This is a genomic window from Desulfovibrio diazotrophicus (assembly GCF_902498985.2).
Lineage (GTDB): Bacteria > Desulfobacterota > Desulfovibrionia > Desulfovibrionales > Desulfovibrionaceae > Desulfovibrio > Desulfovibrio legallii.
Genome location: NZ_OX346397.1, coordinates 613,985 through 635,648, shown reverse-complemented (window position 1 = coordinate 635,648; position 21,664 = coordinate 613,985). Strand labels below are relative to the sequence as shown.

The window sequence follows — 21,664 nt, the reverse complement described above, 5'->3', positions numbered from 1 at the left end:
ATTGCTTCCACAACAACGGCCCCCGATCCCGCAGCGCTCCCGCAGCCTGCGACGCTGCCCGCGCCCGATGTGCTGCCCGATATGCTGCCCGATATGCTGGCTGACCAGCAGGCCCTGGTGGTCTTTTCCGGCGGACAGGATTCGGCCACCTGTCTGGCCTGGGCGCTCAGCCGCTTCGGCAGGGTGCAGACCCTGGGCTTTGACTACGGCCAGCGTCATGTCGTGGAGCTTTCCTGTCGACAGGCCTTGCGCGAGGGCCTGTCCGCCCTCAACCCGCAGTGGGCCGCGCGTCTGGGGCCGGACACGCTGCTCCGCCTGGATATCTTTCGCGACCTGGCCAATACGGCCCTCACGTCTGACGCCCCCATTGAGGAGCACGGCCCCGATGGCCTGCCCAACACCTTTGTGCCGGGGCGCAACCTCATCTTTATCCTGCACGCAGCGGCCTGGGCTTACTCCAGAGATATCCGCCACCTGGTGCTGGGCGTCTGCCAGAGCGACTACTCCGGCTATCCCGACTGCAGGGACGACAGCATCAAAGCCATGCAGGTGGCCGTCAATACGGGCATGGACACAGCCTATGTGCTGCACACGCCCCTCATGTGGCGCAGCAAAAAAGACGCCTGGACCCTAGCCGAACAGTTGGGCGGCGAACGGCTGGTGGATCTCATCGTGGAGCGCAGCCACACCTGCTATCTGGGCACGCGCGGCGAGCGTCACCCCTGGGGTTACGGCTGCGGCAGCTGCCCGGCCTGCCGGTTGCGCGCTGCGGGGTATACGAACTATGTGCGCGCCAAGGCCGGCACAGGGCCAGGGGCACAGGAAGGAACACCCGCAGCATGCGCAAAAAACGTCTGAGCGCCGCCCAGGGCACGCAAGCGGCCTGCATTCTTTTTGAACTCAACAGCCGCGCCCCGGCCATTCTGGGCATGGCCCGACAGGCCCTGCTGCCGGAAGAGTATCTGCGGGAACCGGGGGCTGCCCTGCTCTGTGACGAATGGCGGGCTTTTATCCACGCCGTGGTCACGGCCGGGCTCATGCAGCACGCCCCTAACAGTGTGCTGCTGGCCTACCTGCGCGAAACCGGCAATCTGCTGGCCCTGGACGTGCCCCAGGGCGACGTGCGGTTGGAAGATTTTGTGGACGGACCCTTTGCCCGCTACATGCCCCTGCTGGCGCAAGGCCGGCAGGCCCAGTGCCCGGAGCTGTTCTGCACCAGTCTGGCCGCGGCGCTGGCTGCCGCACGGGGTACGGCCCCGGCCCTGGACGACAGGGTGCAGGCCCGGCTGGCCGCCGTCATGGCCCTGGTCATCAGCGCCGTGTGGGACAAGCTGGAGCAGTATGAAATCCTGGCGGAGTAGCCGCAGGAACCGCAGCGACGTCAGAGAAGGGGAGCAGCCCGCTCCCCGCAATCAGTGCGGAACGCTTGCGGCTTTTGCCCCGGCGGCGGCAGCCTCCAGGCTTTCAAGATCGGGCTTGCCCAAAAGCCGAGCCAATACGCGGCAGCGCTCCACAGCCAAGTTGCGGCCCTGCTCCTGGGCCCGGGTCACGTCCTCCAGATAGCAGGCCAGGGTGACCGGCGAAAGCGTTTCCAGCTCGCAGCGCAAATAGCGCGCAAAACCGCCCCCGGCGTCCCGTTGGACCACATGGGGGCAGGCCGTGGCGGCCGCGTCCATAAAGGCGCTCTCGGCTGCGGTAATAACGTCGATGCGCGGATCCGCCTGCAGGGGCGGCAGACGCTCGTCCATCCGGGCATATTTTTCCACCATGAGGTTGCGTCCCGCGTCCGCCGCACGACGTAAATCTGCGGCATAGGCGGCCAGCGTGGCCGTACTCAGCACCGCCAGGGTCGTGCGCCGCATAAGCCGGAAGCCTTCGGGCCGCTGCTGGCAGACGGCCGGCCCGCCTTCGTTGGGCGTACTCAAAAACATGGCCAGCTCCCGTTCCACAATCTCATCCAGCAAGGCCGCATGCGCGGTATCGGGCTCTTGGCCCTCCGGGCCTGCCGCAGCGGGCGCAGCTTCCGTCGCGCCCAAGGCTTGGCGGCATACCTCCAGATTGTGCCGGTAGCCTTGCGCCTCTGGCCCATCCGCCCGGCCCAGACGACCATAGCAGTCCAGCGCCCGCGCCAGGGTATCGGCAGCTTCGGCCCATTGGCCGTCGCTGGCCAGGGCCACGCCAAGGTTGCCCAGGGAAAAAGCCGTGTCCTCATGGCATTCGCCCAGCAGGCGCTGCCGCAGGGCCAGGGCTTGCCGGTGCAGGTCAATGCCTTCCCGTGCGTCGCCATGCTCCTCGCGCAGCCGGGCCAGATTGTTCAGGCAGGTCCCCAGTTCCGGATTGGGAGGGGACTGGACGCTGAAAATATCCCGTGCCCGCGTGAGGCAAGCCTCGGCCCCGGCAAAATCCCGTTGCCGATAACAGGCTGCGGAAAGGTGCAGCAAGGCCGAAGCCAGCCGGGGCGAACGGGGTCCCTCGGCCGCTTCGCACAGCCGCACGGCCTCTTGTCCCAAAGCTGCGCTTTGCCGCAGGTCGCCTTGCTCCAGCAGCAGATGGGCCAGATTCTGGAGCGCGCCCAGGGCCTCGGGCGAAGCCGCGCCCCGGCTGCGACGCAGCAGGTCCACACTCTCCCGCAGGGCGGCTTCCGCCGCCTGTCCTGCGCCGCCGGCAAACAAGGCGCGCCCCAAGGCCTCCAGCACCCGACCGCGCACGGCTTCGTCGGGTGTAAGGCGCACCAGCAGGGCACGCAGGCGCTCAACGCTTTCTGCCGGGCGTCCTGCGCGCAAGGGGGCAAGGGCCGCGCTCAGAGCTGTAGACCACTCCTTACGCACTGCCGTCTCTTCTGCCATGTTCATGGTTTTTCTCCCCAACCTGCCGTCAGGCCTGTAAAAGATCCATGCGCCGCAGCTCTGCATCCGCCACATGGCGCAGAATGCGCGGCCCGTGCGCCCAGAGCCAGTCGCCCTGTGCGTCGCTGAGCCCTTGCCCCCGCAGCCAGGAGGCCGTCTGGGCGCAAAAATCCTCTACCGGGTTCAGGATGGCCGCCGGGTCCGGACCCCCCAACAGGGGCGTGGCGCTCACCCGCCGCAACAGGTCGGCCGCGGACGCACCCAGCACGGGCAGTGGGGCCGCCAGCCGAGCCGCCCATTTATAAAAGGGCATGTAGCGCCGGTTGCAGAGGTAGACCAGGGAAAGTGCCGCCTCGGCAAATCGGGCCAGGGTCAGCAGGGCCGCCGCGCCGTCGCCCCGCCGCAGGCAACGCGGCAGATTGTACTGCCCGGCCTGGGCCATAACCATACACCGGGCCGTAAGCTTTTTCAGCCGTACGTCTTCGGGATAATAGGCCAGCAGGGCCGCACGCCAAAAGCTGAACAGCCCGGCCTGGTCCTCGAAGACCGCGCCGTTGGTGCAGGCCGCCAATTGATATTCCGGAATGGTCAGCCATTGTAAATTGCCGGTGGGGGGCTGCTCCAGACCGGTAAAAAAAGCATAAAACCGTTCCAGCGCCAGGGGCCCCACCCTGCCCTGGCGCGCGTGCGGGGCAAGCCGACTGGCGTAGCCGCCGAACTCTTGGGGCAGCCGGGCCAGGGCCTTTTCCAGCTTCGGCAGGGCCGCCGCCAGTTCGGCCTGCGGCAGCCAGAGGCAGAATCCGGGGCCAAAGTCGTGGTCGCGGGAGAGGGCGTCGTCGCAGCCGAAGCATTCCGAGCCCTCCCCTGCCAATCCCACAGCGGCGCGGGCCATAATTTCGGGAATGTCCGCCATCAGCGATGGACGGCAGGCCGTATAGAAGTCGCGGGCCAGGTCCTGGCCAGATTTCGCAGCGCCGGGCACGACCGCTTCTGATGGAAGCCGCATGTTCATGCGTCCTGCCCCAGCCAGGTCCTCTGCGGCCCCGTGCTGTCGGCATGGGCCAGCGGCGCGCCGCGCCGCGCCGCCCGCACCAACACCTCCGTCACGAACAAGGCGTCGTTGTTGGTGGTCCAGTAGTCCGTAACGTAGCGCTCGCAGCAGCCAGAATCGAGCACATAGTTGTTGGCCTTGGCCCAGCGGGCGATTTTTCCGTAGGTTTCGCTTATGCTGTCGTGCGCGCCGATGTGGTAACAACTGAGCACGAGAAAGCCGCCCCAGGTGGTGGTCAGCGCGTCTTCGCAGGGAAAAACCGTCCGCTGCAAAATTTTTACCGGCTGCTCCTGGTGCTGCCTGCGGCGCTCCATGGAGGAAAACAGAATCATGACCGGGCCGGTGATATTGTTCTTTATGGATTCAACATAATTGGTGAAATCAATGTTGATGATGGAAGACTTGATGTCCTCACGGTAGTTCTGGTCGTGAAAGAGCACACTTTCGGGCTGCAGATATTTGACGGACACGGTCTGGATGTCGTTTTCCAGCACCATTTCCGCTTCGTGCAGCAGTTCCAGCCAGTCGTGCACCGAAGTGAGCCGCAGGTGCAGGATGCGCTCCTCATGGTGCAAGGCCTGTATTTTTTTCAGAAAAAGTTTGCGTAGGGCGCTCAGGCTGGTATTGCCGCCCACTTCAAAAGCGGTGCGTATTTCCGCCAGATGAAAACCCATCTGCTTGTAGTATTTGAGCGGCGGCACGGCCAGCAGGTCGTCGTGGGTATAGTAGCGGTAGTTGTTGCCCCCGTGGCGTTTGGAGGCGATAAGTCCAAGATCGTCATAAAACCGCAGGGCTTTTTTAGAAATCTTGGAAATGGAACTCATCTGGCTGATGGTATAGCCTTGCGTGTTGGTGGTCATAGCGACACCCCAATACTTTTCTTCGGGATTGGAAGGGTTTGCCCCGCGCGGAAAAGAAGGGAGGAGTGCGCAGAGCGGCAAGCGCCCGTGCCCCTGGGGCTCACGGGGGTGGGACGCTCCGGAGCGCTGCGCTCCGGAGCGTCCTGATCCTATCAGTTGGGAATATAGGCGTTGATGGTGGCGGCCCCGGCCTCGTGCGCCCGGAAGTACAGACGCAGCTCGCCGGCTTCATCCAGATCGAAGCGGGATTCCTCCAGCAGACCGTTAGCGGCGGCCGTCAGCAGAGCGGTCAGCATATCGGCCTTGTTGTATGCCCGAAAGGAGCCGTACTCAGCGGCCAGAGCGGCCAATACATCCTCTGGGCAGGCCTCTTCCACGGTTGTCATGTATTTAAGGATGGCAAAGTTCAGCGGCCTTTTCATACCCTATCCCTTCCTTTTGAAAAAATCTACCGGGTTTACCGCGATGGTAAAGATGCCCACCACCATGACCACCGCCGCCAGCCAGGCGATGGGGGCCAGGGCGTAGCCGTCGATGCCGAACCAGAGCCCCAGCACCAGCCAGCAGAAAAAGGGACCCCAGAAGGAAAAGGCTCCGTTGCAGGACATGCCCAAAGCCGTGCCGCACATGGCGTTGCCCTTGTACCAGAGCATAAAGGCGAAATACGCGCCAAAACCGGCTACCGCAAACCAGGGCATGGCCTGGGTGTCGGTAAAGGCCGTGCGCACCATGGTAAAGGCGTCGGCCCCGCCGAACATGGCAAAAAGCGGCACCAGCACCAACAGATTGGTCAGTCCAGACGTAACCTGACGGATGGTGATACCGATTTCCGGGTCCACCATGGAGGTGGCGTAACCGCCCACGCAGCCCTCAAGCCCCCAGCCAAAGGCGGCCAAAAAGCCAAACATCAGCCCAAGAAAAAGATTGGGGGGCGCGTTGTCGGCAAGCCCTGTGCTGCCGATCATGGCGCTGGCCGCAAAACAGATGAAAATGCCCAGCACCATGCGGGGGGTCAGGGGGCTGCTTGTACAGAAAACGGCTCAAAATGGCCCCGATGGCCGGACACAGCGCGCTGATGGGCACGATGATGGAACCGGCGCTCTGCAGCCCCAGCACGTAGCAGGTGCTGGCCAGGGGCCCCCCGATGACGGCGGCGCCAATAAGCACCGCGCCGGGCTTAGTGGTGATGCTGCGGGCAAAATCCCCCAACTTTCCCTTAAATCCAGCAATGAGCAACGCCCAGATGGCGCTGCAGGTATCTGTAGTGGCCGCCCCCAACGCGCCCAGCAAAAACATTTTGGCAAAATCGGAAAGCCCGGAATTTTCCCCATACCATACCGCCCATACGCCCATAGTCATGGCCAGGGTCATAAAGGCCGTATACACGCCGTAGGCCACGCCGGACATGGTGGCTACCGCCATACCCCGACGCCGGAACTGCCCGGCGAGTTTTCTTTTAGCCTCAAAAACCGTGGCGTTTGCACCAGCCGTGGCCGTGCTGCAGTGTACCGCTTGATCCATGGCACTCTCCTTGATGCAGGGATGATATCGCTACTTGTAGATAGTCTAAGGTTCCCCCGCGGAGGAAGGTCAATGCGGTGCGCAGTAAAAATATGGCCTTGCGGGAAAAAAATCGATCCTCCCCCTACATTCCCCGATCCCTGACATGACTTTCTATACAGCAACACAAAAGGCGATTGCGGCAAAATTGCAAAGAATTCAGTATACATTTTCTGATTGGTTGTTCAATCATAAATTTCCCTCCAGGGGTCCGACAACTTTTTTTTGAAAAAAAGATTCCAAACCCCTTGACCTTCCCCCACAGGGGAAAGGTTACAACGTAATCATGCTCTTCTCTCGTCCTTACGAAAGGAGTGCGCAACACAATAACAGCAGCGGAGCCGTTATGCAGTATAGAGGTGAAGAAGCTCTGGGCCTTATTGAAACATTGGGCATGGTTCCCGCTATCTATGGTGCGGACAGCATGCTCAAGGCCGCCGATGTGGAACTGGTCGGCTACGAAAACGTGGGCTCCACCCTAGTGACCATCATGGTCAAGGGCGACGTGGCGGCCGTGCGCGCCTCCGTGGCCGCCGGAGCCGCAGCAGCTGCCTCTGTGGGCAAGCTCACAGCGCAGAACGTCATGCCCCGCCCCGTGCGCGGCGTGGGCGGCATTGTCAGAGCCCACGCGCTGGACGCCGTGCCGGAAGACGACCCCGGCCTGCGCGCCCTGGGCATGATAGAAACCTTTGGCATTGTCTTTCTGATGGAAGGGGCCGATGCCATGATCAAGGCTGCGGACGTGGAGCTCATCGGCTACGAAAACGTGGCTTCAGGCTACTGCTCCGCCTTGACGCAAGGGGATGTGGCCGCCTGTGAAGCCGCAGTGGCGGCCGGCGTCAGCGCCGTGCACGCCATGGGCGCAGAGGTATACAGCCGCTGCGTCATCCCTACTCCCCACCCGCATCTTGTCAAGCTGGTCAGAAGGTACGTGCTGCCGTAAGGCCCGGCCGGAGGACTCATGATAGGCGACAAAGACCTCATTTCCATGCAGCAGGCCCGCATTTTGGCCGAAAATGCCGCCGCAGCGCAAAAAAAGCTGGCCGCCATGCCCCAGGAAGCCCTGGACGCCATGGTAGAAACCATGGCCGACGCAGTGGAAGCCCAGGCGCAGTCCCTGGCCGTCATGAGTCAGGAAGAGAGCGACTGCGGCGTATGGCAGGACAAGCTGGTTAAAATTTTGTTTGTCTGCCGCCGGGTGCGCCAAAGCCTGCGCGGCCTGCGCTGTGTGGGACCCCTGCGGGAGGATCCCGCCTCCGGCATTCAGGAAGTGGGGGTGCCGCTGGGCGTCATCGCGGCCCTCTGCCCGGTGACAAGCCCCATCTCCACCGCCATCTGCAACGCCCTTCTGGCCATAAAATCCGGCAACGCCATTGTTTTTTCTTTGCATCCGCGCGCGCTGGAAAGCATGCGCACGGCTCTGGACGTGCTCTGCGCCGCCGGGCGCGCGCAAGGCATGCCCGAAGGGGCCGTATCCTATATGGATATGGTGGCCAAAAGCGGCACGCAAGAGCTTATGCGCCACCCTGATGTGGCCCTGGTCTTGGTTACCGGCGTGCTGGGCATGTTCCCAACCGCGCGCGCCAGCGGCAAGCCCCTTATTTATGGCGGCACGGGCAACGGCCCGGCCTTTATCGAGCGTAGCGCCAGGCTGGAAACCGCCGTGGCGGACATCCTGGCCAGCAAGGCTTTTGACAACGGCCTGGCCCCTTCGGCCGAGCAGTGCGTCATTGTGGACGGCTGCGTGGAACCGCGGGTGCGCCGGGCCTTTCAGGACCGTGGCGGCTATTTCATGAGCCCTGAAGAAGCCGATGCCGTGATTGCCGTGCTCTTTCACGCCGACGGCCGTCGGCGGCGGCACATGGTGGGCCAGTCCGCCCAGGCTTTGGCGCAAAAAGCCGGCTTCGTTCCGCCTCAGGATACGCGCGTACTGCTGGCCCCGCGCCTTTACGTCGCCGGAGCCGACCCCTATACCCGCGAACTGCTTACGCCCGTGCTGGGCTACTATGTGGAGCCGGACTGGCGCCACGCCTGTGAAAAATGCCTGGAGCTGCTCTTGCAGGAGCGCCACGCCCAAACCCTGACCATCCACAGTCAGGACGCCGAAGTCATCCGCCAGTTCGCCCTCAAAAAGCCTGTGGCCCGGCTGCTGGTCAATACCGGGGCCGCCTTCGGCGGCATGGGCCTCACCACCAACCTCACCCCCGCCATGACGCAGGGCAGCGGCATCGCGGGTTACGGCATCACGTCGGACAATATTTCGCCCTACAACCTTATCTACCGCCGCACGGTGGGGTACGGCGTGCGCGGCCTGGACTGTCTGGCGGACTTTGCCGCGCCGCAAAGCGCAAATCCTGCGCCCCCCACGCAGGAAGACCCTCTGGAACTTTTGCGCGCCGTGTTGCGCCGCGCGCTGGAAACAGCGCCCGCGCCCCGCGGCCGTACACGCCCCTGACCCGCACCCATGGAGGATACAAGTGGACCTGCACGAATTTTCCCAAAAAATAGCGGAAGTCGCCAATAGCCTTTCCCCGGACGAACGCCGGCAACTGCGTGAGCTTTTTGCCCACACCGCCCCAACGGGCGCCATGGCCGCCGCGCACGCATCCGCTGCTGCGCTTGCCCCCGCAGCGGCGGGCACGGGCGTGCCCGAAGGGCCCACCCGCCGCCATGTGCTGCTGAAGGAAAACTACCTCAAACAACAGCCCAGCATCACCATCCACCGCGCCCGGGCCATTACCAAAATCGACAGAGAAAACCCCGGCATGCCGCGTATTCTGCTGCGCGCCAAGGCCTTCCGCTACTGCTGCGAAACAGCCCCCCTGGTCATTCAGGACCACGAGCTCATCGTGGGCGCGCCCAATGGCGCGCCGCGCGCCGGAGCTTTTTCGCCGGACATTTCCTGGCGCTGGCTCAGGGACGAGCTGGAAACCATTGCCAACCGCCCGCAAGACCCTTTTCACCTTGCGGAGGAAGATAAAAAAGTTCTGCTGGAAGAGATCTTCCCCTACTGGGAAGGAAAATCTGTGGACGAATACTGCGAGGCGCAGTACCGCGAAGCCGGTTTGTGGGAACTTTCGGGCGAATCCTTTGTTTCCGACTGCTCCTACCACGCCCTTAACGGCGGCGGCGACTCCAACCCCGGCTACGATGTCATCCTCATGAAAAAAGGCATGCTGGACATCCAGCGCGAGGCCCGCGAGCATCTGGCCCAGCTGGACTACGACAAGCCCGAAGACATCGACAAAATCTACTTCTACAAATCGGTCATCGAAACCACCGAAGGCGTCATGTGCTATGCCAAGCGCCTTTCGGAATACGCGGCCCAGCGCGCCGCCACTGAAAGCGACCCCGTACGCCGGGCCGAACTGGAAAAAATCGCCGCGGTCAACGCCCGCGTGCCCGCTCACGCCCCCACCACTTTCTGGGAGGCCATCCAGGCCGTGTGGACCGTGGAATCCCTGCTGGTGGTGGAAGAAAACCAGACCGGCATGTCCATCGGCCGCGTAGACCAGTACATGTACCCCTTCTTCAAGGCCGATCTGGAAGCAGGCCGCCTTACGCCCTACGAGGCCTTTGATCTGGCGGGCTGCATGCTCATCAAGATGTCGGAAATGATGTGGCTCACCAGCGAGGGCAGCTCCAAGTTCTTTGCCGGCTACCAGCCTTTTGTGAACATGTGCGTGGGCGGCGTTACCCGCGAAGGGCGCGACGCCACCAACGCACTGACCTACCTGCTCATGGACGCCGTGCGCCATGTGCGCATTTACCAACCTTCCCTGGCCACCCGCGTGCACAATACCTCGCCGCAGGAATACCTGAAAAAAATCGTTTCCGTCATCCGCTCCGGCATGGGCTTTCCCGCCGTGCACTTTGACGACACCCACATCAAAATGATGCTCGCCAAGGGCGTGGATATGGAAGACGCCCGCGACTACTGCCTTATGGGCTGCGTGGAGCCGCAAAAATCCGGTCGTCTTTATCAGTGGACCTCCACCGCCTACACCCAGTGGCCCATCTGCATTGAGCTGGTGCTCAACCGCGGCGTGCCCCTGTGGTACGGCAAGCAGGTCTGCCCGGACCTGGGCGATCCGAGTCAGTTTGACACCTTTGAAAAGTTTGACGCCGCCGTCAAGGAGCAGATCCGCTACATCACCAAATGGTCCAGCGTGGCCACGGTCATTTCCCAGCGCGTGCACCGCGACCTGGCCCCCAAGCCCCTTATGTCCATCATGTACGAGGGCTGCATGGAGCACGGACGCGACGTGGCCGCCGGCGGCGCCATGTACAACTTCGGCCCCGGCGTGGTCTGGAGCGGCCTTGCTACCTATACGGACTCCATGGCCGCCATCAAAAAGCTGGTCTACGACGACAAAAAATACACCCTGCAGCAGCTCAATGAGGCCCTCAAGGCCGACTTTGAAGGCTACGAAAGCCTGCGCGCCGACTGCCTGGCCGCCCCCAAATACGGCAATGACGACGACTATGCCGACAGCATAGCCGCCGACCTCATTGCCTTTACTGAAAGGGAGCACCGCCAGTACCACACGCTCTACTCCGTCCTCAGCCACGGCACCCTTTCCATCTCCAACAACACGCCCTTCGGGCAGATGCTGGGGGCCTCGGCCAACGGGCGCAAAGCCTGGCTGCCCCTCTCCGACGGCATCAGTCCCACTCAGGGCGCGGACTGCAAAGGGCCCACAGCCATCATCAAGAGCGTGTCCAAAATGTCCAATGACAACATGAACATCGGCATGGTGCACAACTTTAAGCTCCTGCCCGGCCTGCTGGACACGCCCGAAGGCGAACAGGGGCTCATCACCCTGCTCCGCTCCGCCAGCATCCTGGGTAACGGCGAAATGCAGTTCAACTACCTTGATAACAAAACCATGCTGGAGGCCCAGCAGCATCCCGGCGACTACCGTGACCTGGTAGTCCGCGTGGCGGGCTACAGCGCCTTCTTTGTGGAACTGTGCAAGGACGTGCAGGACGAAATCATCAGCAGAACCGTGCTCAAAAACCTCTAGCGGCAACCGGGGGCCGTCCCTTACGGCGGCCCCCGCCGCCCCAGAGCAGCAAGTACACACAGCACACACCCCCTTACGGCAGAGGAAACACAGTGATCGAGCGCAAGGCCAACGTATTCAACATCCAGAAGTACAATATGTACGACGGACCGGGCATCCGTACCCTGGTGTTTTTCAAGGGCTGCCCCCTGCGCTGCCTCTGGTGTTCCAATCCGGAGAGCCAGCACGGCCGCCATGAGGTTTTGTTCAAAAAAGACCTCTGCGTCCACTGCGGGGCCTGTGTGCCCGTCTGCCCCGTGGGCATTCACAGTATGGTCAATGCTCAAAGTACCCATATGGTGGACAGGAGCAAGGACTGCATCCGCTACGAAGCCTGCGTGCGCGCCTGTCCGCAGGCGGCCCTGGCCATTGCCGGAGAGCGGAAGAGCATCTCCGGCCTGCTGGAAGTGGTGGAGCAGGACTGGCTGTTCTATGAAAATTCCGGCGGCGGCCTCACCGTGGGCGGCGGCGAACCTATGCTGCAGCACGAAGCCCTGGCCAATCTGCTGCTGGCCTGCAAGCAGAAGGGTATCCACACAGCCATGGAAACCTCCGGCTACGCCAAACCGGAGGTAGTACGCCAACTGGCGGAAATCTGCGATCTGTTTCTCTTTGATGTCAAGCATATGGACGCCGACAAACACTACGCCCTCACGGGTGTGCGCAACGAACACATTTTGGCCAACCTGCAATGGCTGCTGGAAAACGGCTGCGCCGTCAACATCCGCATGCCCCTGCTCAAGGGCTATAATGACGAAAATGAAGAAATACACGCTGTTGGGCGTTTTCTGGCCTGCCATGCGGAACGAAAAAACCTCAAGGGCATTGATCTTTTGCCCTACCACCGCCTGGGTGTGAGCAAATACGCCCAGCTGGACCGGGACTACGCCATTGAAGGCAACCCGGCCCTGGACGATACGGATCTGGAACGCATCCAGAAAATTTTACTAAGCTACGGCCTCGCGGCCAGGGTTATCAAACACTGATGCCCGCCCACTGGAGGAAAATCATGCTGGCACTGGGACTTGTGGAAACAAAAGGGCTGGTGGGCGCCATAGAGGCGGCGGACGTCATGCTCAAGGCCGCCGACGTGCGCCTGCTGGAAAAATCACTGGCCTCAGGCGGGCTCGTCACCATCACCATCGCGGGCGAGGTAAGCGCCGTACAATCCTCCGTGGAGGCGGCGCGGGCCGCCGTGGACCGTCTGGACGGGGCCGTCCGCATTTCCTGCCACGTCATTCCCCGCCCGGACGGCGAACTGGAGCGCATCCTGCAGTTGCAGCCCCCCTGCGCCCAGGCCGCAACGGAAGAAGAATCGCCGGTTACGGCTGCCCCCGACGCTGCGGCAACCCCCGACGCTCCTGCCACAACAGACGCCGCTGCCGAAGCCGCCATACCCATGCCAGAAAACGCGGCAGCAACGCCGCCCCCCCCTATCCTCTTTGACCGGGAAAAGGCCAAAGCCATGAGCATGGGAGCCCTGCGCCGTCTGGCCACGGATTTGAAAACGGACCTGAGCAGCGCCCAGATAGCCGCCGCCAACAGGCAAACCCTGCTGAACGCCATTGAGCGCGCGACACGAAAGGAAAAGGAGTAATGAAAAATGGTTGATAAGGATCTGCTTTCCATTCAGGAGGCCCGCGCCCTGGTGCGCGCCGCGCGCAAAGCGCAGCCGGAGTTTGCGCGGCTCTCGCAGGAGCGCGTGGACCGCGTGGTCTGCGCCGTGGCCGAGGCCGCCGCATCCCAGGCCGAATCCCTGGCCCGCATGGCTGTGGATGAAACCGGCTTCGGCAAACCCGAAGACAAAAAAATCAAAAACCTGCTGGCCAGCGAAAAGGTCTGCGCCCGCATCAAGGATATGAAGACAGTGGGCGTGCTGCACGCCGACGCGGCCTCCAAGATAGTGGAAATTGCCGTGCCCGTGGGCGTTATCGCCGGTATCGTGCCTTCCACCAACCCTACCTCCACGGTCATTTACAAGTCGCTCATCGCGCTTAAGTCGGGCAACGCCATTGTCTTCACCCCGCACCCCAGCGCCAAAAAGTGCATTGCCCGTACCGTGGAGATCATCCAGGGCGCACTGCGCGCCTGCGATGTCGCGCCCGACCTGGTCAGCAGCATCAGCCTGCCTACCATTGAGGGCACCAATGAACTCATGAAGATTGCGGACCTTATTCTGGCCACCGGCGGCCCCGGCATGGTCAAGGCGGCCTACAGCTCCGGCACGCCGGCCCTGGGCGTGGGCGCTGGCAACGTGCCCGCCTACATTGAGCGCAGCGCCGACGTCAAAGACGCCGTTGCCAAGATCATGAGCAGCAAAACCTTTGACAACGGCACCATCTGCGCCTCGGAGCAGTCCATCGTCACTGATGCCTGCATCGCCGACCAGGTGCGCGCGGCCCTGCAGGAACAGGGCGGCTACTTCCTCACCGGAGAAGCGCTGACCAAGGTCAAAACCGTCATGGAACGCGGCAACGGCAGCATGAACCCGGCCATCGTGGGCCGCGACGCCGTGACCATCGCCGGCGTTGCCGGCATTGAGGTGCCGCCCGGCACCCGCCTGCTCATCTCGGATGAAAAGGGTATCGGCCCCAAGTACCCCTTCAGCAAGGAAAAGCTCACCGCACTGCTGGGCTTCTATGTGGTGGAGGACTGGCGCGAAGCCTGCGAAGTGTGCACCGCCCTGCTGCACAACGGCGGCGTGGGGCATTCCTTGTCCATCCACTCCCGCGATGAGGACGTGATCCGCGAATTCGGCCTGCGCAAGCCCGTTTCCCGCATGCTGGTCAATACGCCTTCCACCCAGGGGGCTGTGGGCATCTCCACCGGGCTCTTCCCCAGCTTTACTCTGGGCTGCGGGGCCGTGGGCGGCAGCGCCACGTCTGACAACGTAACGCCCCTGAACCTCATCAACGTGCGGCGGGTGGCCTACGACCTGCACACCCCCTGCGACTTCCGCGGCCAGCCCGCCTGCACCGCATCAAGCGCCTGCGGCGTTTCCTCCGTACCAGGCGCGGCAGCACGGCCATGCCCGCCCTCGGCCGCTTTGAGCAACTGTTGCGGCCATGCCGCCAACCACGATGCGGTCGTGGCCCCGCAAACCCCGGCCCCCGCCCCTGGCGGCAATCTGGACATTAACGCCATTACCGAACTGATTGTGGCCGAACTGAAAAAAGCCCTCTGATTCCGGCGCAATCCCCTACGCCGTTAACCACATATCTATCGCAACTGTAAAGGAGAAACCGCTATGACCACTTCTTCCAACGCCCTGGGCATGATCGAAACCCGTGGCCTGGTGGGCGCTGTTGAAGCCGCCGACGCCATGGTCAAGGCCGCCAACGTTACCCTTATCGGCCGCAGCCAGGTGGGCGCGGGCCTGGTCACCGTCATGGTCCGCGGCGACGTGGGCGCAGTCAAGGCCGCTACGGACGCCGGGGCCGCTGCCGCCAAAAAGGTGGGCGAACTGGTGAGCGTGCACGTCATCCCCCGTCCGCACAGCGAAGTGGAGATGATCCTGCCCCAGCGCGAAGCCTAACCCAATTATCAACCCGGTACCGGCGGCGGGGCGCCCCCGCCCCGCCAGCCGTAAACGGAAGCAACCATGACCGCACAGACCTGCACAGAACAGAATATCAAAGACCTTCTGGAACGCCTGGTGCGCGGCGTGCTCGCTGAAACGCGCGCAACCCCCGCCGCCGGCACGGCCCCCGGCCTCGCGCCCATGAACGCCGGGCCCATACCCGTGGAAATATCCGCCCGCCACGTGCATTTGAGCACTGCCGACGCCATCAACCTGTTTGGCGAGGCTCTGCGCCCCCACAAGCCTCTCTCTCAGCCGGGCCAGTTTCTGAGCACCCAACGCGTGCGTCTCATCGGCCCCAAGGGCGTCATGGACAACGTGGCCGTGCTGGGCCCGGTCAGGGACGTTTCACAGGTGGAAATCTCCAAAACCGACGCCCGCGCCCTGGGCATTAATCCGCCCGTACGCCAAAGCGGCGACACTGCGGGCTCCCCCGGCATCATCCTGGCCTCGGCCACGGGCATTGTGGGGCTGGAATCTGGCGTCATCGTGGCTTCGCGCCATATCCACATGCACACGGACGACGCCGCCCGCTTCGGCCTCAAAGATAAAGACATGGTGGACGTTCGCCTGGATACGGAACGCCCGGTTATCCTGGAAAACGTCCTGGTCCGGGTAAGCCCGGACTTCAAATTGGCCATGCATATTGATGCTGACGAAGGCAACAGCGCCGGTTGGAAGCCTGGCGCTACGGGCGTGGTTATCGCCCTGCACAGGAGCTGAGCATGGATTTTACCGCCGTCGACAAGCGCATTGCCGCCCTGGAGGCCACCCGTGCCAAACCGTGCAAGGTCAGTCCCACAGAGCCCCTTGCCGTGGGGTTGGACCTGGGCACGGCCTATATTGTGCTGGCCGTGGTGGACAGCCGACAACGGCCCGTGGCCTGCGCCGTGCAGAGCGCCCAGGTGGTGCGCGACGGCCTGGTGGTGGACTACGCCGGCGGTCTGCGCATGGTGCGCGCCCTCAGGGAACAGCTGGAAGACAGCCTGGGCCGCAAGCTGGGAAAAACGGCCATAGCCGTGCCCCCCGGCACCGGCGAACGTGACTGCGCTACCCACCGGCATGTGGCCGAGGGGGCCGGACTGGAGGTCACCGCCCTGCTGGATGAACCCACGGCCGCCAACAATGTGCTGGGCGTGCGCGACGGGGCCATTGTGGACATCGGCGGCGGCACTACCGGCATTGCCGTGCTGCGCGGCGGCCAAGTGACCTATGTGGCGGACGAACCCACGGGCGGCACGCACCTTTCCCTGGTGCTGGCCGGCAACTACGATGTGGACTTTGAGGCGGCCGAGGCCCTGAAAAAAGACCCTGCCCGCCAAAAGGAAATCCTGCCCGTGGTGCGGCCCGTCATTGAAAAGATGGGGGCCATTATCCAACGCCATGTGGCCGGACGCGGCGTACAGACCCTCTACCTGGTGGGCGGCACCTGCTGCCTGCCAGGCATGGAAACGGTCATCGCCAGATACACGGGCCTTACGGCCCGCAAGCCCGCCAATCCCTTTTTGGTTACGCCCCTGGGCATTGCCTTGGGTTGCGGCGCGTCCGCCTGAGCGGACAAAGCAAGGACTCTGAACCATGAACGCCCCAATGCAGGACATTGTCGCCGCCGTGGTAGGCCAGGTGCTGGAAGCTCTGGGCCGCCCTTCCCCCGCGGGCGAAGCCGGGCCTTTAGCGGCGCTGCTGCCCCCGGAAGACCTTCGTCTGGCAGCAGCCGTGCGTGAAAGGCTGCCCCAGGCGCGGGTGCGCTGCGACCCGGCCGGGCACGGCCCCCGACCAGACTTCTACGTCATCCCGGAACTGAGCTGTTCAGAAATGGTCGACCTGGCCCAGGGGCGGGCCTCCTGTCTGGCCCTGGCCAGGGTGCTGGATCTTCTTCTGGCGGGCAACGCCGTGCGCACCCTGGGCTTTGCTTACCGTGCGCACGAGGCCACGGCCCCTGAGGCCCTGTGGCGTCTGTATCAAGGCTATGAAGCTGCACTGGCCTCCTACGGGCTTACGGAGCTGCCCCCGGCGGCCCCGGAGGCCCTGCTCTCCCGCCGGGAGTTAGTGGCGGCCGCCCACGTGACCGAGGCCGTCCGTCAGGGCGCGCGCGTGCTGCGCGTTCCCCGCCGGGCCGTTGTTACGCCGCTGGCCCGTGAGGCGGCAGCGGAACAACATCTGACCATCTTGCAAAACCTGTAGGGGGCGCCATGCTGGTAGGCATTGTCGTCGGAAACGTCTGGGCCACGCGCAAGGAAGACGCCCTCAATGGGCTGAAGCTCATGGTGGTGCAGCGGCTGGACCTCGCCCACAACAAACTGGCCGAAAGTTTTGTGGCCGTAGACTGCGTGGGCGCGGGCACAGGCGAAAAAGTGCTCATCACCACGGGCAGCTCCGCCCGCAAGGCGCTGTTTAATGAAGAGGCTCCCGTGGACGCCGCCATTGTGGGCATTCTGGACCAGGAAGACATGATGGGCTGCAAGGCCCCGCGCAAGGAGTAGGCCGTGGACACGCTGGGCATAGTGGACAGCCGCAGCATAGCCGCGGGCACGGCCTTGGCCGACAGCATGCTCAAGGCCGCGGCCGTGACCCTGGTGCGAGCTTCAGTGGTCTGCGCCGGAAGGCTGCTCATTGTGGTGGAAGGCGATCGCGAAGCTGTGGAAACGGCCGTACGGACCGCGCGTGAAGCTGAAGCCTCCCTGGCGGGCAGCTACATTATCTCTCCCGTGGACCCGCAGGTGCAGGCGGCCCTGCGCCGTCGGCCCCAGCCCGCGGCCGGGCAGGCCCTGGGCGTGGTGGAATGCCGCAACGCGGCAGACGGCGTCATGGCGGCGGACGCTGCGGTCAAAAAGGCCCAGGTGGCCCTCATGCGGCTGGTGCTGGGCCAGGGCATAGGCGGCAAATCCTTTTTTGTGCTCACGGGCGACGTGGCCGCCGTGCGCGAGGCTGTGGACACGGCCACGGCAGAACTGGGCAAAAGCCTGCTGCGGGCAGTGGTCCTGCCGCGCCCGGAGCCGGAAGTAACCCAGGCCCTTGCGGGCGTGGCCAAACCTAACCCCGCCCCGGCGGGAGAATGAGGTGTGTATGAGCAAGACGCTGATAACCGTGGATAACCTTCAGGACTTTATTCACGACAACCGCCTGAATATGGATGCGGACAAAATCCTCACCGCCGGCGCACGGGACGAACTCACCCGACGCGGCGTCGACGTGGTCTACGACGCGGCTCCGGCTGGGACCTGCGCCGCTCACGCGGCCACTACTCCGGCGGATACGGATCTGCTGGTGGGTGTGGCCGCCATCATCAAACAGCACTACGGCATCACCGATCCGGAGGATCTTAAAAAGGTTACCCTGGAAACCGTGGCTGCCATCGGCAAGGGCCTGCACTAGAGCAGTTAGCGAATGAAATGAGCTAACTGCTCTGCAAGGATTTTCTTGAAAATCCTTGCCACGAAATGCGAGAAGGCAGGCTTTTGCCTGCCGTAAGCGAGCATTTCAAGTGTTAAATGCTCTAGAGCAGAGAACCGTTGAGAATATGTCTTCTCAAAGATTATGGCACGGTTGTTCCGGCGCCTACCTGCGCAAAAACATAGCGATGCTGTCTTCATCCGTAGTTTCCTGCGTCGCAACGGCTGCGGCTGCGCTTGCGCCTCCATTATGGGCGTCTGCTTACGCAACCGCCAGGACATTGCGACGTTGCAATGCTTGGCGCGCCCCTGACAACAACACTTTTGCAGCAATAAGGAGAATACAATGAGTACAATGACGGATGCCCTGGGCATGATTGAAACCAGAGGTCTGGTGGGCGCGGTGGAAGCCGCCGACGCCATGGTCAAGGCCGCCAACGTGACCCTCATCGGCAAGGAGCAAGTGGGCTCCGGTCTGGTAACGGTCATGGTGCGCGGCGATGTGGGGGCCGTGAAGGCCGCTACGGACGCGGGCGCGGCCGCCGCCTCCCGCGTGGGCGAGCTGGTGAGCGTGCACGTCATCCCCCGCCCGCACGAAGAAGTGGAAATGATCCTGCCCAAACGCCGCTAAAGCCTTTGCCATGAGCGGCAGGTCGTGGCCGGAGCCGGTTTGACCGGTTCCGGCGCGACGGCAAAACCCCGTCCGCGGCGACGCAACGCGTTTCTGAACACAAAAAAACCAATCCGGCTCCATCCCGGCCCGAATCCGCCCGGTTCGCGGCGGCCCCCAAGGCCTTCCGGAGGAAAGAGTGACCCAGTTTTACGGAAAGACAAAAATCTGCTACGGCCCCTATGCCCTGGAAATGCTGGAAACCTTCCCGGCCACGCAAGCCTTTGTAGTGACAGACCCTTTTATGGTCAAAAGCGGCTTTGCGGACCAGGCCATCAGCCACCTCAAGCGCAAGGGCGTAGGCCACACCCTTTTTTCCGGCGTGGAGCCAGACCCCACCCTGCAGGCCGTGGTGGCGGCCACCAAGCTCTTTCTGCAAAGCCGGGCCGACCTTATCCTGGCCCTGGGCGGCGGTTCGGCCATAGACATGGCCAAGGCCATTTCCTACTTCGGCCGCAAGGCGGACCAGAGCCGACAGACCTTGCTGGTGGCCATACCCACCACCAGCGGCACGGGTTCGGAAGTGACCTCCATAGCCGTCATCACGGACAAGGAGCAGGCGGTCAAAATCCCCCTCAACGACGAGTTGCTTATCCCCGATGTGGCCATTCTGGACGCGCGCTTCACCCGCACCGTGCCCCCGGCCGTCACGGCCTCCACCGGCATGGACGTGCTGACCCACGCTATAGAAGCCTACACCTCCCGTTACAGCAACGTCTTTACGGCCATCTATGCAGAACGGGCCATCCGCCACGTCTTCACCTACCTGCGCCGGGCTTACGTCCACGGCGACGACATGGTGGCGCGCGACAACATGCTCATTGCCTCCTGCATGGCCGGACTGGCCTTTACCAACAGCGGTCTGGGCATCACGCACAGTCTGGCCCACAGTCTGGGCGGGCTTTTTCACATTCCCCACGGCCTGGCCAATGCCGTGCTGCTGCCGCACGCTATTCTGTTTAACCGGTTCGACGCCGGCGTGAAGTACAAAGAAATTGCCGAAATGGCGGGCATTGCCGCCCCCACGGTGGAAGAAGGCACGCATAACCTCGTGGCCGCCGTGCGCGAACTCAACACCGCCCTGGGCATCCCGGCCCAGGTGCGCCAGCTCAAGGTGGATGCCGTCCAGTACCGTGCTCATCTGCCCTCCATGGCCGCCAACGCTCTGGAAGACATCTGCACCCAAAGCAACCCCCGCATGCCCTCGCTGGACGATCTGGCGGAACTGCTGCTGCGGGCCTGGTAAACGCCGCCGGGCCACAGGCGCGGCCCGCCGCCATAGGAAAACGGTTCGATAAAAGAGAGTGTATCATGGGAAATCAGATTGTGGAGGCCATCCGCCAGGCGGGTGTGGTGGGCGCCGGCGGCGCCGGGCTGCCCACGCACGTAAAGGCCGACGCCAGCGTCGGCACGGTTCTGGTCAATGGCGCCAGCTGCGAGCCCCTGCTCATGAGCGACCCTTACCTGCTGGAATGCCGCACCGAGGAACTGTTGCGCGGGCTGCGGGCCATGATGGATTGCACGGGCGCGCAACGGGGCGTGGTCTGCCTTAAAGGCAAGCACGCGGCGGCTTTGCGGCAAGTGCGTCAGGCCGTGGCCGACCGTCCGGACATGGACGTTTTTGAACTGGGCGATTTTTACCCCGCCGGCGACGAACAGGTCATGGTCTACGAAGTGCTGGGCGCTGTGGTGCCGGAGCGGGGCCTGCCCCTGCAGGTGGGCGCTGTGGTCAGCAATGTGGAAAGCCTCTGCAATGTGGCGCGCGCCCTGGAGGGCAAACCCGTGACCCACCGCTACCTTACCGTGGGCTGTGCAGTGGCCCGGCCCATGGTGCTGCGCGTGCCTGTGGGCACTTGCGTGGACGAGGTGCTGCGCTTTGCGGGCGGCCCCACCCTTACGGAGTATAAAGTAGTAGACGGCGGCCCCATGATGGGCCGGGTGCTGCCCCATACACAGCAGCCCGTGACCAAGACCACCAGCGGCCTGCTGGTGCTGCCTCCGGACCATACGGTGGTGGCCCGCAAAATCATGGACGAACGCACTGTGCGGCGGCTGACCAACACAGTCTGCTGTCAGTGCTCCCTGTGCACAGACCTCTGCCCGCGCAACCTGCTGGGGCACAGCCTGCATCCGCACAAGCTCATGCGCGTGTCCGCCGGGACGACGGCGACGGAAGTTCCTGTGGCCAAAGAGGCCCTGCTCTGTTCCGAGTGCGGCATCTGCGAAAAATTCGCCTGTCCGCTGGGCCTTTCCCCACGCGAGGTCAACGCTCAGCTCAAAAGAGAACTGGGCAAGGCCCGCATTGCTTGGCAATACGACGGACGCCCCCTGCACCCGTCACGCTTTCGGGAGGAGCGGCGCATCCCCACCAGCCGCCTGGTGCAGCGTCTGGGCCTGAGCGACTATGCGGCCCACCCGCCCTTTGTGGGCGATTATGTGCCCACGGAGGTGCGCATTCCCTTGCGCCAGCATATCGGCGCGCCCGCCGTGCCTGTAGTAACAGTGGGCCGGCAGGTGCACGTGGGCGATCTGCTGGGGGAAATCCCCGAAGGCGCCATGGGCGCACGCGTACACGCCAGCATCAGCGGCACAATACGTGCGGTGGAAAACGGCTTTATCACCATCAGGGCTTAAAGGGA

24 protein-coding genes are annotated in these 21,664 nt (G+C 63.4%); 18 read left to right on the top strand and 6 right to left on the bottom strand.

Annotated features, from left to right (window positions below; genetic code table 11):
• Positions 1–93: 93 nt before the first annotated feature.
• Positions 94–858 (top strand): 7-cyano-7-deazaguanine synthase QueC, encoded by a 765-nt coding sequence (gene queC / locus J7I12_RS02785; protein ID WP_130957739.1) that lies wholly within the window; start codon positions 94–96, stop codon positions 856–858.
• Positions 840–1,361, top strand: a complete 522-nt coding sequence (locus J7I12_RS02780) for a serine/threonine protein kinase (RefSeq protein WP_118228889.1) — start codon at positions 840–842, stop codon at positions 1,359–1,361. The genes queC and J7I12_RS02780 overlap by 19 nt, the downstream gene beginning before the upstream one ends.
• Before the next feature lie 51 nt (positions 1,362–1,412).
• Here the strand turns inward: J7I12_RS02780 and J7I12_RS02775 are convergent, their stop codons facing one another.
• The 6 genes from J7I12_RS02775 to J7I12_RS02750 all read right to left on the bottom strand — a co-directional run bounded on the left by J7I12_RS02775 (position 1,413) and on the right by J7I12_RS02750 (position 6,278).
• A complete protein-coding gene (locus J7I12_RS02775; protein ID WP_208360592.1) occupies positions 1,413–2,852 on the bottom strand; it encodes a DUF4125 family protein in 1,440 nt (479 codons plus the stop codon).
• Positions 2,853–2,874: 22 nt separating this feature from the next.
• Positions 2,875–3,858 (bottom strand): DUF4037 domain-containing protein, encoded by a 984-nt coding sequence (locus J7I12_RS02770; protein WP_236031313.1) that lies wholly within the window; start codon positions 3,856–3,858, stop codon positions 2,875–2,877.
• Positions 3,855–4,757 (bottom strand): MerR family transcriptional regulator, encoded by a 903-nt coding sequence (locus J7I12_RS02765; protein ID WP_118228886.1) that lies wholly within the window; start codon positions 4,755–4,757, stop codon positions 3,855–3,857. Before J7I12_RS02765 ends, J7I12_RS02770 begins: the two co-directional genes overlap by 4 nt.
• Before the next feature lie 152 nt (positions 4,758–4,909).
• Positions 4,910–5,179 carry a hypothetical protein gene (locus J7I12_RS02760; RefSeq protein ID WP_118228885.1) on the bottom strand — a complete coding sequence of 90 codons (270 nt, stop codon included), beginning with the start codon at positions 5,177–5,179 and terminating at the stop codon, positions 4,910–4,912.
• A 3-nt stretch (positions 5,180–5,182) separates the two neighbouring features.
• Positions 5,183–5,620 carry a hypothetical protein gene (locus J7I12_RS02755; RefSeq protein ID WP_498793972.1) on the bottom strand — a complete coding sequence of 146 codons (438 nt, stop codon included), beginning with the start codon at positions 5,618–5,620 and terminating at the stop codon, positions 5,183–5,185.
• A gap of 7 nt (positions 5,621–5,627) precedes the next feature.
• Positions 5,628–6,278: a DMT family transporter gene (locus tag J7I12_RS02750; protein ID WP_236031320.1), complete on the bottom strand. Its 651-nt coding sequence runs from the start codon at positions 6,276–6,278 to the stop codon at positions 5,628–5,630.
• Positions 6,279–6,663: 385 nt separating this feature from the next.
• On the opposite strand from J7I12_RS02750, the gene J7I12_RS02745 reads away from it, so the two are divergent.
• The 16 genes from J7I12_RS02745 to J7I12_RS02670 all read left to right on the top strand — a co-directional run bounded on the left by J7I12_RS02745 (position 6,664) and on the right by J7I12_RS02670 (position 21,659).
• Positions 6,664–7,260, top strand: coding sequence for a BMC-T shell protein (locus J7I12_RS02745; RefSeq protein WP_208360594.1), 597 nt, complete (start codon positions 6,664–6,666; stop codon positions 7,258–7,260).
• Positions 7,261–7,278: 18 nt separating this feature from the next.
• A complete protein-coding gene (locus J7I12_RS02740; protein WP_208360596.1) occupies positions 7,279–8,772 on the top strand; it encodes an aldehyde dehydrogenase family protein in 1,494 nt (497 codons plus the stop codon).
• A gap of 22 nt (positions 8,773–8,794) precedes the next feature.
• A complete protein-coding gene (cutC, locus tag J7I12_RS02735) occupies positions 8,795–11,344 on the top strand; it encodes a choline trimethylamine-lyase (protein WP_208360598.1) in 2,550 nt (849 codons plus the stop codon).
• 92 nt (positions 11,345–11,436) lie between these two features.
• Complete coding sequence (cutD, locus tag J7I12_RS02730) at positions 11,437–12,369, top strand: choline TMA-lyase-activating enzyme (protein ID WP_208360600.1); 933 nt, start codon at positions 11,437–11,439, stop codon at positions 12,367–12,369.
• A gap of 23 nt (positions 12,370–12,392) precedes the next feature.
• Entirely contained in the window at positions 12,393–12,980 is a 588-nt protein-coding gene (locus J7I12_RS02725; RefSeq protein WP_367950058.1) for a BMC domain-containing protein, read from the top strand.
• 6 nt (positions 12,981–12,986) lie between these two features.
• Positions 12,987–14,567 (top strand): acetaldehyde dehydrogenase (acetylating), encoded by a 1,581-nt coding sequence (locus J7I12_RS02720; protein ID WP_118228879.1) that lies wholly within the window; start codon positions 12,987–12,989, stop codon positions 14,565–14,567.
• A gap of 63 nt (positions 14,568–14,630) precedes the next feature.
• Positions 14,631–14,918, top strand: a complete 288-nt coding sequence (locus J7I12_RS02715) for a BMC domain-containing protein (RefSeq protein ID WP_118228878.1) — start codon at positions 14,631–14,633, stop codon at positions 14,916–14,918.
• 66 nt (positions 14,919–14,984) lie between these two features.
• A complete protein-coding gene (locus tag J7I12_RS02710) occupies positions 14,985–15,686 on the top strand; it encodes a phosphate propanoyltransferase (protein ID WP_118228877.1) in 702 nt (233 codons plus the stop codon).
• 2 nt (positions 15,687–15,688) lie between these two features.
• Complete coding sequence (gene eutJ, locus J7I12_RS02705; protein ID WP_208360602.1) at positions 15,689–16,516, top strand: ethanolamine utilization protein EutJ; 828 nt, start codon at positions 15,689–15,691, stop codon at positions 16,514–16,516.
• 25 nt (positions 16,517–16,541) lie between these two features.
• Positions 16,542–17,147 carry a hypothetical protein gene (locus tag J7I12_RS02700; protein ID WP_165450854.1) on the top strand — a complete coding sequence of 202 codons (606 nt, stop codon included), beginning with the start codon at positions 16,542–16,544 and terminating at the stop codon, positions 17,145–17,147.
• Between the two features lie 8 nt (positions 17,148–17,155).
• Positions 17,156–17,446, top strand: coding sequence for a EutN/CcmL family microcompartment protein (locus J7I12_RS02695; protein ID WP_118228875.1), 291 nt, complete (start codon positions 17,156–17,158; stop codon positions 17,444–17,446).
• 3 nt (positions 17,447–17,449) lie between these two features.
• A complete protein-coding gene (locus J7I12_RS02690; protein ID WP_118228874.1) occupies positions 17,450–18,022 on the top strand; it encodes a BMC domain-containing protein in 573 nt (190 codons plus the stop codon).
• A 7-nt stretch (positions 18,023–18,029) separates the two neighbouring features.
• Positions 18,030–18,338: a hypothetical protein gene (locus J7I12_RS02685; protein WP_208360604.1), complete on the top strand. Its 309-nt coding sequence runs from the start codon at positions 18,030–18,032 to the stop codon at positions 18,336–18,338.
• A gap of 363 nt (positions 18,339–18,701) precedes the next feature.
• The gene (locus J7I12_RS02680; RefSeq protein ID WP_092152868.1) at positions 18,702–18,986 is read left to right on the top strand and encodes a BMC domain-containing protein; all 285 of its coding nucleotides are present in this window, start codon (positions 18,702–18,704) and stop codon (positions 18,984–18,986) included.
• Positions 18,987–19,164: 178 nt separating this feature from the next.
• Positions 19,165–20,271 (top strand): 1-propanol dehydrogenase PduQ, encoded by a 1,107-nt coding sequence (locus tag J7I12_RS02675; RefSeq protein WP_118228871.1) that lies wholly within the window; start codon positions 19,165–19,167, stop codon positions 20,269–20,271.
• A gap of 65 nt (positions 20,272–20,336) precedes the next feature.
• Positions 20,337–21,659 carry a 4Fe-4S dicluster domain-containing protein gene (locus J7I12_RS02670; protein WP_208360607.1) on the top strand — a complete coding sequence of 441 codons (1,323 nt, stop codon included), beginning with the start codon at positions 20,337–20,339 and terminating at the stop codon, positions 21,657–21,659.
• Positions 21,660–21,664: the final 5 nt, after the last annotated feature.

Coding starts and splice junctions, on each gene's coding strand:
- queC (WP_130957739.1), top strand. CDS start 94: ATGCTGGCTGACCAGCAGGCCCTGGTGGTCTTTTCCGGCGGACAGGAT.
- J7I12_RS02780 (WP_118228889.1), top strand. CDS start 840: ATGCGCAAAAAACGTCTGAGCGCCGCCCAGGGCACGCAAGCGGCCTGC.
- J7I12_RS02775 (WP_208360592.1), bottom strand. CDS start 2,852: ATGAACATGGCAGAAGAGACGGCAGTGCGTAAGGAGTGGTCTACAGCT.
- J7I12_RS02770 (WP_236031313.1), bottom strand. CDS start 3,858: ATGAACATGCGGCTTCCATCAGAAGCGGTCGTGCCCGGCGCTGCGAAA.
- J7I12_RS02765 (WP_118228886.1), bottom strand. CDS start 4,757: ATGACCACCAACACGCAAGGCTATACCATCAGCCAGATGAGTTCCATT.
- J7I12_RS02760 (WP_118228885.1), bottom strand. CDS start 5,179: ATGAAAAGGCCGCTGAACTTTGCCATCCTTAAATACATGACAACCGTG.
- J7I12_RS02750 (WP_236031320.1), bottom strand. CDS start 6,278: ATGGATCAAGCGGTACACTGCAGCACGGCCACGGCTGGTGCAAACGCC.
- J7I12_RS02745 (WP_208360594.1), top strand. CDS start 6,664: ATGCAGTATAGAGGTGAAGAAGCTCTGGGCCTTATTGAAACATTGGGC.
- J7I12_RS02740 (WP_208360596.1), top strand. CDS start 7,279: ATGATAGGCGACAAAGACCTCATTTCCATGCAGCAGGCCCGCATTTTG.
- J7I12_RS02725 (WP_367950058.1), top strand. CDS start 12,393: ATGCTGGCACTGGGACTTGTGGAAACAAAAGGGCTGGTGGGCGCCATA.
- J7I12_RS02720 (WP_118228879.1), top strand. CDS start 12,987: ATGGTTGATAAGGATCTGCTTTCCATTCAGGAGGCCCGCGCCCTGGTG.
- J7I12_RS02715 (WP_118228878.1), top strand. CDS start 14,631: ATGACCACTTCTTCCAACGCCCTGGGCATGATCGAAACCCGTGGCCTG.
- J7I12_RS02710 (WP_118228877.1), top strand. CDS start 14,985: ATGACCGCACAGACCTGCACAGAACAGAATATCAAAGACCTTCTGGAA.
- eutJ (WP_208360602.1), top strand. CDS start 15,689: ATGGATTTTACCGCCGTCGACAAGCGCATTGCCGCCCTGGAGGCCACC.
- J7I12_RS02700 (WP_165450854.1), top strand. CDS start 16,542: ATGAACGCCCCAATGCAGGACATTGTCGCCGCCGTGGTAGGCCAGGTG.
- J7I12_RS02695 (WP_118228875.1), top strand. CDS start 17,156: ATGCTGGTAGGCATTGTCGTCGGAAACGTCTGGGCCACGCGCAAGGAA.
- J7I12_RS02685 (WP_208360604.1), top strand. CDS start 18,030: ATGAGCAAGACGCTGATAACCGTGGATAACCTTCAGGACTTTATTCAC.
- J7I12_RS02680 (WP_092152868.1), top strand. CDS start 18,702: ATGAGTACAATGACGGATGCCCTGGGCATGATTGAAACCAGAGGTCTG.
- J7I12_RS02670 (WP_208360607.1), top strand. CDS start 20,337: ATGGGAAATCAGATTGTGGAGGCCATCCGCCAGGCGGGTGTGGTGGGC.